Annotated in this window: 9 protein-coding genes; 1 reads left to right on the forward strand and 8 read right to left on the reverse strand. The window is 46.6% G+C overall.

Translation table 11 applies throughout. The features are described from left to right. Nucleotides 1-96: 96 nt before the first annotated feature. Nucleotides 97-618: a cysteine hydrolase family protein gene (locus HMPREF0868_RS07195; protein WP_012994077.1), complete on the forward strand. Its 522-nt coding sequence runs from the start codon at nt 97-99 to the stop codon at nt 616-618. Between the two features lie 168 nt (nt 619-786). Here the strand turns inward: HMPREF0868_RS07195 and HMPREF0868_RS07200 are convergent, their stop codons facing one another. The 8 genes from HMPREF0868_RS07200 to HMPREF0868_RS07240 all read right to left on the reverse strand — a co-directional run bounded on the left by HMPREF0868_RS07200 (nt 787) and on the right by HMPREF0868_RS07240 (nt 17,231). Next, nucleotides 787-1,263 (reverse strand): hypothetical protein, encoded by a 477-nt coding sequence (locus HMPREF0868_RS07200; protein WP_012994078.1) that lies wholly within the window; start codon nt 1,261-1,263, stop codon nt 787-789. Further along, nucleotides 1,264-2,052, reverse strand: a complete 789-nt coding sequence (locus HMPREF0868_RS07205) for a DUF3100 domain-containing protein (protein ID WP_012994079.1) — start codon at nt 2,050-2,052, stop codon at nt 1,264-1,266. Continuing rightward, nucleotides 2,045-3,307 (reverse strand): M20/M25/M40 family metallo-hydrolase, encoded by a 1,263-nt coding sequence (locus tag HMPREF0868_RS07210; protein WP_012994080.1) that lies wholly within the window; start codon nt 3,305-3,307, stop codon nt 2,045-2,047. Before HMPREF0868_RS07210 ends, HMPREF0868_RS07205 begins: the two co-directional genes overlap by 8 nt. Before the next feature lie 10 nt (nt 3,308-3,317). Then, the gene (locus tag HMPREF0868_RS08125; protein WP_012994081.1) at nt 3,318-5,975 is read right to left on the reverse strand and encodes a Cna B-type domain-containing protein; all 2,658 of its coding nucleotides are present in this window, start codon (nt 5,973-5,975) and stop codon (nt 3,318-3,320) included. 154 nt (nt 5,976-6,129) lie between these two features. Further along, the gene (locus tag HMPREF0868_RS07220; protein ID WP_012994082.1) at nt 6,130-7,137 is read right to left on the reverse strand and encodes a 3'-5' exonuclease; all 1,008 of its coding nucleotides are present in this window, start codon (nt 7,135-7,137) and stop codon (nt 6,130-6,132) included. Nucleotides 7,138-7,351: 214 nt separating this feature from the next. Then, nucleotides 7,352-11,056 (reverse strand): DNA-directed RNA polymerase subunit beta', encoded by a 3,705-nt coding sequence (gene rpoC / locus HMPREF0868_RS07225; RefSeq protein ID WP_012994083.1) that lies wholly within the window; start codon nt 11,054-11,056, stop codon nt 7,352-7,354. Between the two features lie 26 nt (nt 11,057-11,082). Then, nucleotides 11,083-14,847 (reverse strand): DNA-directed RNA polymerase subunit beta, encoded by a 3,765-nt coding sequence (rpoB, locus tag HMPREF0868_RS07230; protein WP_012994084.1) that lies wholly within the window; start codon nt 14,845-14,847, stop codon nt 11,083-11,085. A 740-nt stretch (nt 14,848-15,587) separates the two neighbouring features. Further along, the gene (locus HMPREF0868_RS07240; RefSeq protein ID WP_012994087.1) at nt 15,588-17,231 is read right to left on the reverse strand and encodes an ABC transporter ATP-binding protein; all 1,644 of its coding nucleotides are present in this window, start codon (nt 17,229-17,231) and stop codon (nt 15,588-15,590) included. Nucleotides 17,232-17,249: the final 18 nt, after the last annotated feature.

The raw sequence follows: 17,249 nt of genomic DNA on the forward strand, positions 1-17,249 counted from the left end.
AAACGGCATTATACTGAACGTTGAGCGTTGAACATGGATCATCGGTCATGGATCACCGGTCACACTGTTCTGATTTGCGGCAAGGAGGCAACAAATATGCGCAAAATTTTAATTGTAATTGATATGCAGAATGATTTTATCGATGGAGCTTTAGGCACGCAGGAGGCACAAGCGATACTGCCCAAAGTAAAAGCTAAGATCCTCAGTTATCCGTCAAACGACATAATCGTTACGATGGACACTCACTACAACAATTACCTGTCCACCCAAGAAGGTCGCCTGCTTCCCGTACCCCACTGCATAAAAGGAACTGCCGGCTGGCAGCTGCACCCCACCATCGCAGGACTGCTCACCGCCGCTAAAGTATATGAAAAGTCAGCTTTTGGCAGCCTTGAACTTGCCCGTGACTTAAAACAAACAGCGGCCACTGAGCCGATCGAACTTGAGCTAGTAGGACTGTGTACCGACATTTGCGTCGTTTCCAATGCGCTGATTCTAAAGGCAATGCTGCCCGAAGTTACCATCAAAGTTGCCGCCGACTGCTGCGCCGGTGTTACCCCCGCTAAGCATCTCGCCGCCCTCGAGACCATGCGTTCCTGCCAGGTTCTCGTATCTTGATCCATTAGAAGCAACAGACGACAGAAACGGGCGATAAGCTACGCAGAAATGGCCGATAAGTGATCATGAAGTATCGCCTATCGGCCTCAGCCTTTGTTCTGATTTATTTATCCGCTGATTTATCTGCTGATTTATTTATCCGCTGTTAATTCTTTCTTCCGTTAAGCCTTACTTGCCGCTTAAATACAGAGCCGCCTGCGCGAGAATACCACTGCCGAGGTAAGTGCCCAAAAAGACGAAAATTCCGACAATAACTATTTTCCAACTCATTTTTGAAATATCAGTTAGACGATCCGCGACCGAAATACCAGCAAAAGTTAAAATCGGCGTAGTGATAGCCAAAAAATTCACCCCGTTGATCCATTTGATTGCCGTCGGGAAAATCATGCACATGATCAATGACGTTATGGAAACCCAGCCAAGAACGGGGAAGTCGCGAATGAACTTAATCTTCACCCCGCTCAACAAATGTTTAACTAAAATTCCGATTAAAGCAAAAAGGCCGAGTAAAAAAAGCCCTCCCAAAGTATCCCAAGTCAGCGGCGCCGAGCCGGGATTTTTTACATTTTTTATCCATTGAGTGAATAAAATTAAAGCTAAGCTGAGCAGCAGAATCAAGGCATTTTTTCTTAGTTCTTTAAGCATTTAAATTTCCTTTCCGGTTAGTTTCCTGTACATAAAATGCTGTAGCGGGACTGCCAGGAATATCATCGTGAACGTACCTAAAAATGAAGTCAAAAGTTGCGAAGCGGCCGCATAAGCCGAAATCATGCCAGCCTCCTGCGGCAGAGTTGCCGCCAAAGCCGATGAAGCACCGGCCATCATCGAAGCCGACCCCATACCCGAAGCCATGGCCAAAGCCTCCGGCCGGAAACCAAAGCTCAAAAAGATGGGCGCGACAATCGAGAAAAACAGCGCCCCGAAAAGTGTGCCGAAAATATACATTGACAAAACTCCGCGCCCCGGCTTTGAATCAAGTCCGTATTTTTCGCTGATAAAAGCGAGTTCACCCTCACGCCCGATTCCCAGAGTCGAGCCAATCGCCTCTTCACGCAAACCCAATAATATGGCTATCGGCAGACCCAAAACAACGGTGCCTAGATTGCCTATTTCCTGCAACAAAAATACCCAGCCGATAGAAAATATTTCTTTGATACGCGGCGCAACATCCGCTCCGTACCTAGCCATCAACGGCAACATGATGATGATCAGATATTTACCCGCAAAATGGATGTGCTCTTTGGTATAAATTTTCGCCAAAATACCTTTGCGAAACACCTTAAGGCCGGCCACCATGGTAATGATCAGGGCAAAAACCAGCGGCAAAAAGTTCAATTTAATTGCCCCTAGCTTAATGCTGCGGAAACCGATTAATTCGGCAACCGTGATCGTCAGAACAACGAAAAGCAAATACAGAATGTTTTTCTTAATCATGCTCTACTCCAAATCTTTCTATAGTTTTTTTGTATTCAATGAAGGAACGGCGATAGAAGTGAGCTACCTCTATACCGTCCGACATTTCCATGAGTACCCGCACCAAAAAGTCGGGGAAAGTGGTGAGAATTGCCGTCAAATCAGTATGTATGAAATCAGTGCCGTGGATGCGCCCCGTAAAGCCGCTGTAACCGATTTGAATCGCCGGCATGATAAAGGACAAATCCCCGATATCACCCGCGGCAGCTGAGGGCCGATTTTCATACAATTTCTTAATTTTATCCTGTTTGGCAAATGCTTTTTTCACAAAAGTGCTGAGATATCGATCCTGCACAAATGGCAAGTACCCCATTTGTGTTTCAATTTCGACCGCACCGCCCAAGGCCGTCGCTGCTCCCTGCGCCGCCTGATCGAGCTGTTTAGCCACTTGAATCATATAGTCAACATCGTTGGTACGCAAATCGGTACCAATCTTCGCCCGGTCGGCAATTATGTTTATGCCGAAATTTCCGTCCAGCAAAACCGGATTAAAACGAACCAATTTCGAGTCATCGAGCTGTTGCCGCAAGTAAGCGAGTGCCGTTTGAAACAAATTGGCCATGGATAAAGCATTTTTACCTAGCCACGGGGCAAAACCGGCGTGCGCCGCCTGCCCTTTAAAAGTGAAATATTTAAATAAGAACCCGTCAAGATCCGCATTGATTTCTGTCGAGAACTCCGGGTAATCGCCCCCCATAGCATGAGTGCAAACACAGAAGTCATAAGGTTCAAAAACTCCTTCTTTGATCGCTTGTGCCTTACCGCCGAAATATTCAATCTCACCGCGATCTTTCAACTCTTGCCGGTGTGCCAGATCCAAAAACTCTTCCGCCGGCACGAACACAAAATCCACCCCGAACTTGAGTTTTTCATATAATCTATTTTCCAAAAGCCTTACCAACAACGCCAAAGCGATACCCACCTGCGTGTAATGGCCACAAACGTGAGCAGCTCCGGTGACCGGGTCGCAATGAAAATGGCCCGGCTGATAAACCGCATCCAACTCAGCAACAAAACACAGTCGATAGGGCTTGGCCGCCGCGTGAGGCAAGCTGAGCAAAAATCCGGTTCTGGCAAAATCAGTGATTTTTAGTTCCGGGCATACCTCATGTAAAAAATCGCAAACAACCGTACGTGTATGCCATTCTTCGTATCCGAGTTCCGGATGGTCAAAGATATCTTCGGTAAGCTTTCTGATTTTTTCATCTAAGTTCATGATCGTTCCCCTAATTTTTAACTTTCGCTTTACGTCTGTATCCGCTGCCCCCGATGATTGCGACAACAATGATCCCAAGAACCAGAACAATTGCTGTCGTTACAGAAAATTCGCTTGCGACCGCCTTTTCCCCGGTCTGTGGAATATTCGGCTCAATCGGTTTAGTCGGCTCAGTTGGCTCAGTTGGCTCAGTTGGCTCAGTCGGCTCAGTTGGCTCAGTTGGCTCAGTTGGCTCAGTTGGCTCAGTTGGCTCAGTTGGCTCAGTTGGCCCAGTTGGCTCAGTTGGCTCAGTTGGCCCAGTTGGCTCAGTCGGTTTAGCCTTATTCGTTATCGTAAATCCAGCAGCAGTATTGCCACTAATCTCCGCGTTATAACCGTCGAGAGCGTCTTCCAATATACTATAAACAACGGCTTGATTGTCAAGGTTTACCGGCAAATCCTCAAAAACCGTTTGCCAGTTAATATCTTTACTCAACTGCCGCTTTTCAATCAACCAAGCTCGCCCGCCGACCTTCGCCCAAAGCCCTACGGTAACTGCCGGGAAATCCTGTCCCACCAAAGGCTTACCTTCCCATTTTTTTCTAACCGAAATTGATGTCGTCGGATCTTCGCCGATTATAATGTTACCGTTGCTTCCGATACCGCCGCCCCGTGTTGCAGAGTGGTTGCCGCTTATAATAACACGACCAAGTTTTTGCCCCAAGGAATCAATCCTTTCCTCCGTGTATAAACCTATATAAGAATTATCCTCTGTTAACTTGCCTGCAAGTTTTTCTGAAGGGAAAGACAAACCGTCGGCAGCGTTTTTCCATTTATACAACGTACCACCAAGCATTCGAGACGAAATACTGTATTCCGGTTCCCCGCCATGAAGGCCTAACTGGTGCCGACAAAAAATAAATATGTCATTAAACTTATTTAGCCCATTATTGCCAAAAATAGCCGCACCGTTCGTTGCGTAAATTTTCGTTTTTGATATAGGGCAAGCTGCCAAACCTCCACCTTGAAAAGTTGTGGTATTCTGTGTAATCAATGCATTTTTCAGATACAATTCACCATTGGCCCCACCTAAATATTGTCCATTATAGTGCGAAAGGGCCCCGTTTACATAGATGCCGCCACCGCCAAAGGCCTTTTCCGTTTTGCCTTTACCGTTCATAACATTAGCCGTGATTCTGCCTCCTTCAATCCGTGCCACCGATGCGCCGCCGTAATAATACTTAGCCTGAATGAAAATACCGCCCCCGGATGAGCCGGCTTCGTTCCCGTCAACCACTCCCCCCCGCATATTCAAAAAATTTCCATTTCCCCACTCATTAGTCCCCAGACTGATGCCACCGCCGATTTCCGCAGCCTTGTTTTTTAGCACGGCAGCTTCTCCAGATAGGTTCAGAGTTGAACCGTCAGCCACTGCAATACCACCGCCAGCCGAGCTATAAACTAGCGGCGACATATTCTTATGTATAGACAAAGGAGCCTCATTCTCACTCACTTGTCCCCCGGAGAAATTCATCGTCGATTTGCGGAGACATATACCGCCCCCAAAATTAGCCCGATTTTTTTCAATACGCCCTCCTGTCATTTTGAGCGTTGATTCAGTGGCATATATCCCGCCGCCTTGAGTAGAATTATTTTTAATCGCTTTTATGCGGTTATTTCGTATAACCGTCCCGTATCCGATATCTAGTTCGGCCTTTTCAACATTGATCAAAGCACTTTCGATCGCGTCATTATTCTCTGAATTTCCGTCAATAACAATATTGCGAAGAGTAACTTTTTTCCCCGGAGAGACTGCAAAGAGATAGCCATTAAAGTTTTCAGCTCTGATAACCTCCGCCGCAGTTCCCGCCAAAGATATCTCCCCTGCAAGCTGAGTAGTACCAGTAACAATAATTTTTACGGCTTTTGGAGCTACAGCGGCCAGGCTTTTCGCCTTGGCAAATGTTTTAACTGCGGTCGCCTCACTCCTACCATCAGCGGCATCATTGCCCATAACACCGTTTAAATATATTTTTGCAGTCGCATCACTACCGCCGTTAAGTGCAACAAATTTTGGCTCACTAATAGACAACAGTTTCACCTGCGTCAGATCACCTTCATAATAGTCTGCTGGCTTAATTCGCGGCACACGCAAAATCATCTTGTTATCAGATTTTTTTAAATACAAATCATAATGAAGCAAATATGGTGCAACCAATGACCCAGTTGGAGAAACGTAGTATTCGGTTTCTATTTTATTGTATGGTACCCTAACTTCACTGAACACTACCTCCGGCGAGAACTCACGCCCATCTTTACGGTAAACCTGCTCTCGCTTGTATGTTGAGAGTTGACCATCTATATGCAATTCATATTCCACCGCGAAGTCGTTCAATTCCCAGTTATTCTTATCGAAAACCTGATTATCCGGCTGATTGCTCCAGTAATTAGAATATACGGCGTTCATATTTTCATAGTTAGTCAAAGGTAGCCGCTCCAGCTTAAAACTCAAATTAAAAGTCTGACTGCCTTCTTCCGCCCTATCCCTCGGATCAAGATCCGCCTTTACTACAGAAACTGGTTTAATCGTCCAAAATGAACCTGACGAAAACGCCGCCAAGGCTGGCCAAAGCACCGCTAGCATCAAGGATACAGCAAGCCGCTGCTTATTTTTGCGTAACATATTCATGTCCTCTCCGTGGTCGCGTTGCTTCTGATGCTGCCTGCCCTCACTCACCGCCGGCATATTAGCGGCTTCATACCGCCGAGCACACCATCAACCATATTATTGGTAATTGAAAAGCAATATTTTATTGCCTATTTACATTTGTAATTATTATACATCATTCATTTACTTTCGGCTGTATTTGTTTCAAATAAAAATCCGGTAACTGAGGTGGAATTCGCCGCCACATCAGTTTGGCCGAAAAATTTCCCGGCATTGGTTTCCCGGCCGTAATATGCGCGTGTACGGCATATTCTCCATGCTGCAAACACTGCAATGACCACATCATGTCCCCAGCTTTTTTGCGCACCTTAGCCGGCTTAGACATCGGCCCACCGCAAATAGGACAACGGTATTCGTTCGTCGCCAGCGCAGTGGTCAATGCTTTTCGGCTGTCGGCGGTAATGTGCGCCGTTTTATGTGGAACATCGGGCGATTTAACAAAGTACCTTTGCAAAATTGTCGGGTTAACGCCGTGCGCCAACAGATCACGCAAAATCATCGCCGCGGCCGCCGCATCGCTCAAGGCTTCATGCCAAGTGCCGGCAAAATCCGCTGTTAATCGCTCCACCGCTTCCTCCAATTTGCGCTGCCCGACCTTTTTTTCGACCGCCAAACCATAAACGTATTGTATGTCTAGAGAAGGAAAGTTTAGCTTCGGGCGACAACCGAAAAAGTCACAGTTCGCCTTTAGGTTTTGCATATCGTTACAGCCCCACGCACATAAAACAATCGCTTCCGATCTGCCCAATTCACCACCGCCTGCCGCACTCGGCATGCTCTTTGGCACTTCTTCACCGCCTGCCGCACTCACCTCGGCCCCGCCACTCGCGTTCGCCATTTCCGTCAGCCACGCCCGAAAATCGGCATACACCGTAACAAACGGCTCACCGCAACGTAGATCCGCATTTTTCACCTTCGTCACTTTAGCGATATAAGGATTGATTTTCCGGTATACTTCAGCCCGTATACGCCGATGAAAACTGCCCAACACCGTCCCTCGGTCGTCAAGCATCAAAGCCCCGATCTCCATTATTTCAAAAACCAGTTTCTTCCCGCCTCTTTGCCGCGGTTTGCCGCCCGGCGGCGCACTATTCCACTCCAAATCTAAAACTGCAAATTTCACGTCACGCCCATACCCTGATCTTAATATTAATCACTTGCTATGCTCATCTACTGCCATGCTTATCATGCTTGCTTTACTACTCATCTACTGCCATGCTATCTGCTCAATCGGCACGCCCGATCGCACACCACACCTGTGCGCCCAGCACTCAGCACGCAAAAAAGCTGTACCCACCGCTTAGGAGCGATGAATACAGCTTAAACGCAGTAAAAACTTAAGAATTATAATCCGACTTGCCGTTTAGATCAGCTAAATGACAAGCCAGCCCGTCCTCCGTAGCTATCGTCTTGCCAGCCATATGCAAATGAACCGGGTGATCAGCCGCAAGCGCATTCGCATTTATAAATTTTGGATTCAAAGCTTTCCCATCACTATACTTGGCAAGGATCTCCGCATTCTCATCAATCACTGGCACAGGGGTCAGACGACGATAATGACTCAAGCCCGTACCGGCCGGAATAAGTGTACCGATGATGACATTTTCCTTTAAGCCGAGCAATGGATCAATCTTACCCTTAACCGCTGCATCAGTAAGCACTCTTGTCGTTTCTTGGAACGAAGCCGCCGAAAGGAAAGAATCCGTAGCAAGTGAAGCCTTAGTTATACCGAGCAGAATCCGCTTACCGTCAGCCGGCTGCTTACCCTCCGCTTCTGCTTTTTGATTTGCTTCTTCGTAAGTAAACATGTCGACCACCGACCCGGTCAACAAATCGGTGTCGCCCGGATCATCCACCCGATACTTCCGCAACATTTGCCGCGCAATTATTTCAATATGCTTATCGTTGATATCAACACCGTTGTTATTGTAGACCTTAACAACTTCGTTGATTATGTACCGCTCCACACCACGTGCGCCATTGATTTTCATGATATCGTGCGGGTTAACCGAACCATCCGTCAACAAATCCCCGGCCTCAACCGTTTCACCTTCTACCACCAGCAACGGTGCGCCGAAAGAAATACTGTAGGTCATTGCTTCACCCTCGGCGGTAGTGACGGTAACTTCACGCTTACGCTTACCGCTCTCAATGTGGACAACACCCGAAACCTCAGACATGACTGCTTGCCCCTTAGGTTTACGTGCTTCAAACAATTCCTCAACACGTGGCAAACCTTGAGTTATATCATCGCCCGAGTTAGCGATACCACCCGAGTGGAACGTACGCATCGTCAGCTGAGTTCCTGGCTCACCGATTGACTGCGCCGCCATGATGCCGACCGCCTCACCGATGACCGCTTCTTTACCCGAGGCCAGGTTCAAGCCGTAGCATTTAGCACAGACGCCCTGACTGGAATGACAAGTCAAGACGCAACGGATCGGAACTTTTTTGATACCGGCTGCAGCGATTTTTTCCGCCATATCCACCGTGATCAAATCATTGCGATAAGCCAAAATCGCGTTCGTGACCGGATGATGAATATCCCTACCAGCATAACGCCCAGCAATTCTTTCCTCCAAAGGTTTTACAACCCGGCGCGAACCCTTCTTAGCACCTTCGGAAAGTTCCTGTACCTCGACAAAGTCCTCCGTACCACAATCATCTTCCCGAATAATAATATCCTGCGAAACATCAACCAAACGACGGGTCAAATAACCTGAGTCGGCCGTCTTCAAAGCCGTATCTGACAAAGCTTTACGAGCGCCGTGAGAAGAAATAAAGAATTCCAACACGTTCATGCCTTCCCGCAAGTTAGACTTGATCGGAATTTCAATCGTCGCACCTGATGTATCGGCCATGTTACCACGCATACCGGCCAGCTGCTTGATCTGAGAAATTGAACCACGGGCACCGGAATCGGACATCATATGAATCGGGTTGAATTCACCCAAGCTTGCTTTCAACGCCTCCGTGATATCGTCCGTCGTCTGTTTCCAGACCTTGATAACCGAAGCTTTACGCCCCTCTTCGTTCAACAAACCGTGCTGATGCTGCCGATTGATGAAATCTACCTTCTTTTCGGCCTCCTCCAAGTACTTTTTCTTAACCTCAGGCACGATCATGTCGAAAATACCTATGGAAATACCTGAACGAGTAGAGAACTTATAACCCATGGATTTAATTTTATCCAAAATTTCCGCCGTGCCAGTAATCCCCTTGACTCTTATGCAGCGTTCAATTATTTTGGCCAACTGCTTTTTACCGACCAGGAAATCACATTCCGGTTTCAAACGGTTTTCCGGAACTTCGCGATCGACATAGCCCAGGTTTTGCGGCAAAATTTCATTGAACAACAACCGCCCGAGTGAAGACTCGACCAAGCCGGTTACCTTTTCTCCGTTCACCATTTTCGTCATCCGCACCTTGATTTTAGCGTGCAAGCCCAGACAATGCTCGTGATAAGCCATCAAAGCTTCGTCCAAATCAGAGTACGCACTGCCTTCACCCGGCTCGCCCGGTTTCAGCAAGGTCAAATAATAGCAGCCAAGAATCATATCTTGGGTCGGCACCATAACCGGTTTACCGTCTTGAGGTTTCAACAAGTTGTTAGCCGACAGCATCAAGAACCGTGCTTCCGCCTGTGCCTCCGCCGACAAAGGTAAGTGTACCGCCATCTGATCGCCGTCAAAGTCGGCGTTGTAAGCCGTACATACCAGAGGATGCAGCTTAATAGCCCGGCCTTCAACCAAAATCGGCTCAAAGGCCTGAATGCCCAAACGGTGCAACGTCGGCGCACGGTTCAGCAATACCGGCTGATCCTTAATTACATCTTCCAAAATATCCCAAACGACATCATTAGCACGTTCAACCATGCGCTTAGCCGTTTTAATATTGTGCGCGTACCCGTCCTGCACCAAACGTTTCATCACGAACGGTTTAAACAGTTCAATCGCCATCTCCTTCGGCAAGCCGCATTGATGCAACTTCAGCTCCGGCCCGATAACGATAACCGAACGCCCGGAATAGTCAACCCGCTTACCCAACAAGTTTTGGCGGAAACGCCCTTGCTTGCCCTTTAGCAAATCCGACAACGATTTCAAAGCACGATTACCGGCACCGGTAACCGGACGCCCACGCCGGCCGTTATCGATCAAAGCATCAACTGCCTCTTGCAACATACGCTTTTCATTACGCACGATTATCTCTGGGGCACCCATGCTCAAGAGCTTGGACAAACGATTGTTACGATTGATTACCCGACGGTACAAATCATTTAAGTCTGAGGTAGCGAACCTGCCGCCATCCAACTGCACCATCGGCCGCAAATCCGGTGGCAAAACTGGCAATACATCCAGAATCATCCATTCCGGCCGGTTGTTAGATTTTTTGAAAGATTCAACAACTTCCAAACGCTTAATTATCCGCACCCGCTTTTGACCGGAGGCCGTCTGCAACTCAGTACGAAGTTCATCCGCGAGAACATTCAAATCTATTTCCTGTAACAATTCCTTGATCGCTTCCGCGCCCATCAAAGCCCGGAAAGAATTGCGCCCGTACTTGTTCTGCAATTCCCGATATTCACTGTCGGTCAACAGATCATATTTCAATCGCCCCGTCGTGCCAGGGTCAATGATGACATAGCTGGCAAAGTACAGTACTCTTTCCAGATTACGCGGCGAAATGTCCAAAATCAGCCCCATACGGCTGGGTATGCCACGGAAATACCAAATATGTGATACCGGGGCTGCCAGTTTAATGTGACCCATCCGCTCCCGCCGTACTTTGGCCCTTGTTACCTCAACGCCGCAACGATCGCAGACGATACCGCGATAACGAATTTTCTTATATTTACCGCAATGACATTCCCAGTCCTTGGTAGGCCCAAAGATTTTTTCACAAAACAGGCCGCCGCGCTCCGGTTTCAAGGTACGGTAGTTAATCGTTTCCGGCTTGGTTACCTCGCCGTGGGACCAGGACAAAATTGCTTCCGGTGACGCTAGGGTAATGCCGATTGCCTCTATATTCTGCAATTCACTCATAATGTATCCTTCTCTCCTGTTCGGTACTAAAACTCGTCCGCCGAGTCAGCGTCGGAACCAGCTTCCGGCGCGTCATTTTCCAGATTGCCTTCCGAATTCAGCCTGCCGACCCCGAAACCGGCCTCATTCAAACTATCATCGCCCCCGGCTTTGACTGCGGCCGCTTCATCCAGTTCCGCCAGACGGGCAAAATCAAACGAAACATCGTCATCATCTTCCGGCAAATTTTGTGCCGAAACTTCCTGATCCTGCATGAAAATCTTCACATCTAGGCACAAGCTCTGCAATTCCTTGACCAAGACTTTGAATGACTCAGGCACACCGGACTCCGGCACGCTTTCGCCCTTGACAATAGCCTCATAGGTCTTGGTACGACCGGTGATATCATCCGACTTGACGGTGAGCATTTCACGCAATGTGTAAGCTGCACCGTACGCTTTAAGTGCCCAAACTTCCATCTCACCGAACCGCTGGCCGCCGAATTGAGCTTTACCACCGAGGGGTTGCTGTGTAACCAATGAATACGGTCCGATTGAACGGGCGTGAATTTTATCGTCAACCAAGTGATGCAATTTCAAATAGTACATGATACCGATAGTGATACGTCCATCAAAAGGTTCACCCGTGCGGCCATCATACAACACTGTTTTACCATCCGGGTCAATGCCGGCCATCTTAAACGCTTCGCTGACATCTTCCTCCGTTGCTCCGTCAAATACCGGCGTCGCCACCTTCCAGCCCAGTTCACGCGCAGCCCGGCCGAGATGCACTTCAAGCAGCTGACCAATATTCATACGTGACGGAACGCCCAATGGGTTCAAAACTATGTCAAGCGGTGTGCCATCCGGCAAGAACGGCATATCCTCTTCCGGCAAGATCCGAGAAATAACACCCTTGTTACCGTGCCGTCCGGCCATTTTATCACCGACACTGATTTTACGCTTCTGAGCGATATAAACACGCACCAAACGGTTTACGCCATGTTTAAGGTCATCCTTCTCACGGTCAAAAACCTTGACATCAACAACAATACCTGACTCACCATGCGGCACCCTTACCGAAGTATCACGCACCTCCCGCACTTTTTCACCGAAAATCGCACGATACAGTCTCTCTTCCGCCGTCAGTTCCGTTTCACCTTTCGGCGTAACTTTACCGACCAAGATATCGCCGGTCCGCACTTCCGCACCGATACGCACGATGCCGTGTTCGTCCAAATCTTTCAGGGAGTCATCGCCAACATTCGGGATTTCGCGGGTAATTTCTTCACTGCCAAGCTTGGTGTCACGGGCTTCGCATTCATATTCCTCAATGTGAATAGAAGTGTAAATATCCTCTTTTACCAAACGTTCATTAAGCAAAACCGCGTCTTCATAATTGTAGCCTTCCCACGTCATGAAGCCAATCAACACATTTTTGCCCAAAGCCAATTCGCCATTTTCAGTAGATGGACCGTCTGCAATAATATCTCCAGCCTTAACTTTGTCCCCTTTGGCCACCAGCGGACGCTGATTGATGCAAGTGCTCTGGTTGGAACGACGATACTTAGCCAAATTATACGTGTCGGCAATCCCCGGGCCGCCGTTAACGACAATTTTGTTCGCACTGACATAATCAACCGTACCATCGTGCTTAGCTACCGCACAAACACCCGAGTCCTTGGCCGTACGGTATTCCATACCGGTTCCGATAATTGGTGCTTCCGGTTTAATCAAAGGTACCGCCTGACGTTGCATGTTCGAACCCATCAAAGCCCGGTTGGCATCGTCGTTGCCGAGGAAAGGGATCAAGGAAGTGGCTACCGAAACGAGCTGCTTCGGCGAAACGTCCATCAAATCGACCATGGACGGTTCAACTTCCAAAAACTTATCAAGCAGACGAACCGTTACCTTGTTGCAGGTGAAATGCCCCTCCTCATCCAATGGAGCATTAGCCTGTGCGATATAGTAGTTGTCTTCCTCGTCCGCCGTCATATAACGGACTTCATCCGTAACCACCCCTCGCTCTTTGTCATACACTCGATACGGCGTCTCAATAAAACCGTATTCATTTACCCTAGCATAGGTGGCCAACGAGTTGATCAAACCGATGTTCGGACCTTCAGGTGTTTCAATCGGGCACATACGACCGTAATGCGAAGAATGAACGTCACGCACTTCAAAGTTGGCACGATCACGGCTCAAACCGCCAGGGCCCAAAGCAGATAGACGCCGCTTGTGCGTAAGTTCAGCTAAGGCGTTTGGCTGATCCATGAATTGCGAAAGCTGTGACGAGCCGAAAAACTCTTTAATTGCTGCACTGATCGGCCTTGTGTTCACCAACATCTGTGGGGTTGCCGATTCCGCATCGGCCAAAGTTCCCATGCGCTCACGTACGACCCGTTCCATACGCGCAAAACCGATCCGCACCTGATTCTGCAGAAGTTCGCCAACCGAACGGATACGCCGGTTGCCCAAGTGGTCAATGTCGTCCGTGCCGCCAATGCCGTGATCAAGTCCGAGGAAATAGCTGATTGAAGCAATGATATCCTCAATTGTCAAATGTTTCGGCATCAAGTCGTTTTTGCGTGCTTTTATTGAAGAACTCAAAGTAGCCACAACATCGTCTGAAGCTTCAGCTTCAGCCAAAAGCTCCGCCAAAACTGATGTGCGTACCATCTCATTCAACGGGGACAGATCGACCTGTGCCGCTTTCGCCGCCCCCAAGACGCGTTGCAGATAAAGTCTTGCGTCAACCCGATTGTTGCCGATAATTTTGAAGACCTTCTCGTCTTCCATCACCGACTCACCGATAACCACAATTGCATGAACCGGAACCACGTTAATTCCAGCATTTTGAATTTCTTTAGCAACTTCGGCGTTCAAAATATCGCCGGCCATCGCCAAAACTTCCCCGTTAGCATCGACAATATTTTCCGCTGCCTTGTGCCCAACCAGCCGAGCCGCCAAGCCTAGCTTTTTGTTTAATTTATAGATACCTATACGCGCCAAATCATAGCGTTTCGGATCGAAAAACATGTTGTGCAGCAAAGTTTCCGCACCTTCAATCGACACCGGTTCGCCCGGACGCAACTTACGGTACAGCTCCGCCAACCCCTCTTCCTGACTCCGACAAGTGTCTTTGGCTAAAGTTGCGGTAATCGGCGTTTCATCCCCGAAAACTTCAATAATTTCTTCATTAGTTCCCATGCCGAGTGAACGCAAAAACACCGTCAGAGGGAATTTACGGGTTCGATCAATACGGACATACAAAGTATCGTTGGCATCTGTTTCATATTCTAGCCAAGCTCCACGGTTAGGAATTAGCTGTGAAGTATAAAGTTCCTTGTCAGTCTTGGGATCCTTTAGGTTGGCAAAGTACGCGCCAGGCGAACGAATCAGCTGTGAAATTATGACCCGCTCCGCGCCGTTGATAATAAAAGTACCCGTGTCCGTCATAATCGGGAATTCGCCTACATAAATCACCTGATCCTTGATAACGTCATCACGGCGGTTATGCAAACGCACCTTCACCCGCAAAGGCGCAGCATAGTTCGCATCACGATCTTTACACTCAGGAATATCGTAGGTCGGATGATCTATATCGAACTCTTTATCAATGAAAGATAATTCAATATCACCGGAAAAATCAGTTATTGGCGATACATCCTGCAAAACTTCCATCAAACCTTCGTCCAAAAACCATTGATATGACTTTTTCTGAACTTCCACCAAGTCCGGCATATCAATGACTTCACGCAGTTTGGAATACGTCATGCGCTCTGTGCGACCTAATTTAATCGAACGCAACATCATTTCACCTCTCTGTTATTTTGCTTACGCAGTTTATGTTATTTATCTATATTTACGTCATACTCACTAAAACCGCAGTTGCAGCGGCGTATGAATGCATTTTCCATAATAACATTTATGAAAAAACACTGTCAATTAAGGCGATGCAAATTTAACACAAGTTGTCAACATTCTACATTTCATAATTTGTAAAGGAAATTTGCGCGAAAAATTAGTTGATTTTCACAACGATGATTTTATCTCGAGATACACGATTCTCGCAAATGCTTATATCAGCTCTCACGCAGCGAAATAATACGCCGCACGCTGAGCCAGCCGCATTGACGCGGCGAAAGATGCGGACGCACTAGCCGCTCTGGCTCGGCGGGATAATTCAGAAATATATCATCCATAAAGGAAATCCCTGCCGAGACAATTATATGTACCCATAAAACTGGACACATGTTTTGACACGGGGCTAACAGATGGAAGCCATCCTGTACTTTACAGGAGGCATCCATTTCGTTCTCTTCCGGATCCTGCAATTGTTCTAGTAATATATATACTCACTTACTGCCTTTGAGAGTTCCTTAAAGAAACAGAACTCTTTTTCATATCCATAATACATCACAGGAATTTGTAAACCGTTCTGTCCTAGGAACAGTGTAGAGAAAATAGAAAAGAATAAAAATTCACAACTTGCAAGAGAAATTGCAAAACAATATGAAGTTACATATTTTACGAATTAATTTTATCAATTATTAATTTTGAACTGGCAGCGCAAGACAAATGCATTCATCACAAAACTCAATAAAGTCCTTATCGTGCGTCGATATAATAATTATTTTCTCCTTCTTTAATAATTGCAGGTGTTCCCTCAAGTGCTTGCGGCTGGCTCTGTCCAATGCAGAAGTAGGTTCATCCAATATCAAAACATCAGGTTTTTTCATTAATGCGCGCAAAATGGCGATTTTCTGCTTCTCACCGCCGGATAGGCTGCTTGCCCTTTCATTGATGATTGTATCAAGGCCATTGGGAAGCGATTCAATAAATTCTTCCAGACCAAGGCAACTGCACAACTCATGGAAATTATTCTCATCTAATTCAGCCTGCTCATCAATGGTAAGATTATATCTAAGCGTGTCAGGGAGCAGCATCGGCTCCTGCTCGGATATACCTATATATTTTCTTCGCACCTCACACATATCAAGCAAGGATATACGCTTATCATTGTAAAACACTTCTCCCGTAAATTCATCTATATACAGGCCAACCAGCACATTTATAAGCGTGCTTTTACCGGAACCATTTTTGCCAGTGAGCGCGTATATATTACCTTTTTTAAAAGTGACGCTGTAGTCATGTAAAACACAGTTATCTCCATAAGAAAATGTTAGATTTCTAGCTTCGATACAATCTATGCCTTTTGGCACCTCCTTACCGTTGCTTTTTTCATTAATCTCGAATATCTCCCTGAGACGGTTATAAGAAACCATATTCTCCTGTACGCTTTGCCCCAAGGTAAAGAAATACCTCGTAGCTGACATCATCATACTAAAGTAGCTTGATATAATGGCAAAATAACCCACAGAAAGGCTCCCATTTATAACGGATATGCCACCAAACAAAAACACCAGAATGTTAGCAACTGTCATTATTATTTTATCAACGCTTGAAAATAGATAGTTGGTTTTTTGATATATTAATGCTTTATTCAATAAATTCTCAAACACATGGGTAAGACGCTTAAAAAAACCATTCCCGACTCCATGAAGCTGAATGAACTTCACATTGCATAATTGCTCAGTTAACTTCCCAAAGTATCTTGATTGTTCTTCCTTATATTCGTAGCTCACCTTAAAGAGCGGTTTCTTAAATATGTTGTAGCTCAAAAAATACAGTGCATTTAAGATGATAAGCACTATTCCAAGATATATACTAAACGAAAATATTAAGGCTATCGGAGCTATCACCATGACGGCGTTTATTACAATCTGCTGCATTACTCCAATGCAGAAAATTATCAAAGCGTTTGAATCACTGTTGATCCGCTGGTTTAAATATGCTGTATCCTGACGCAGTATAAAGCCTAGTGGTACGTTCTGCACATGTTTTATAGCATCTGCATTAAGTCTGAATGCAATTTGGGTTTGTAGCTTCATATACAGGCGGCTACTCACATATCCAAGTATCAATCCCACTATGCTGAATAAAGCAAAAATTAAAATATACCTGCCGAGAAAAGACGTATCTGTTGCCTGTATGAGTCGGTCTATAAAACTGCCAGAGATATAGGGGAACACCACTGTGGTCATACTGGCAAATATACATATGAGTATATAAAGTGTCAATATTCCCTTCTTTTCATTAAGGTATTTGCCACAAAAGTTAAATATCTGTTTCATTGCGATCCACCTCGATAC

The organism is Mageeibacillus indolicus UPII9-5 (assembly GCF_000025225.2).
GTDB lineage: Bacteria > Bacillota > Clostridia > Saccharofermentanales > Fastidiosipilaceae > Mageeibacillus > Mageeibacillus indolicus.

Excerpts from the sequence above, each read along its gene's own strand:
- HMPREF0868_RS07195 (WP_012994077.1), top strand. The coding sequence starts at position 97 with ATGCGCAAAATTTTAATTGTAATTGATATGCAGAATGATTTTATCGAT.
- HMPREF0868_RS07200 (WP_012994078.1), bottom strand. The coding sequence starts at position 1,263 with ATGCTTAAAGAACTAAGAAAAAATGCCTTGATTCTGCTGCTCAGCTTA.
- HMPREF0868_RS07205 (WP_012994079.1), bottom strand. The coding sequence starts at position 2,052 with ATGATTAAGAAAAACATTCTGTATTTGCTTTTCGTTGTTCTGACGATC.
- HMPREF0868_RS07210 (WP_012994080.1), bottom strand. The coding sequence starts at position 3,307 with ATGAACTTAGATGAAAAAATCAGAAAGCTTACCGAAGATATCTTTGAC.
- HMPREF0868_RS08125 (WP_012994081.1), bottom strand. The coding sequence starts at position 5,975 with ATGAATATGTTACGCAAAAATAAGCAGCGGCTTGCTGTATCCTTGATG.
- rpoC (WP_012994083.1), bottom strand. The coding sequence starts at position 11,056 with ATGAGTGAATTGCAGAATATAGAGGCAATCGGCATTACCCTAGCGTCA.
- rpoB (WP_012994084.1), bottom strand. The coding sequence starts at position 14,847 with ATGTTGCGTTCGATTAAATTAGGTCGCACAGAGCGCATGACGTATTCC.
- HMPREF0868_RS07240 (WP_012994087.1), bottom strand. The coding sequence starts at position 17,231 with ATGAAACAGATATTTAACTTTTGTGGCAAATACCTTAATGAAAAGAAG.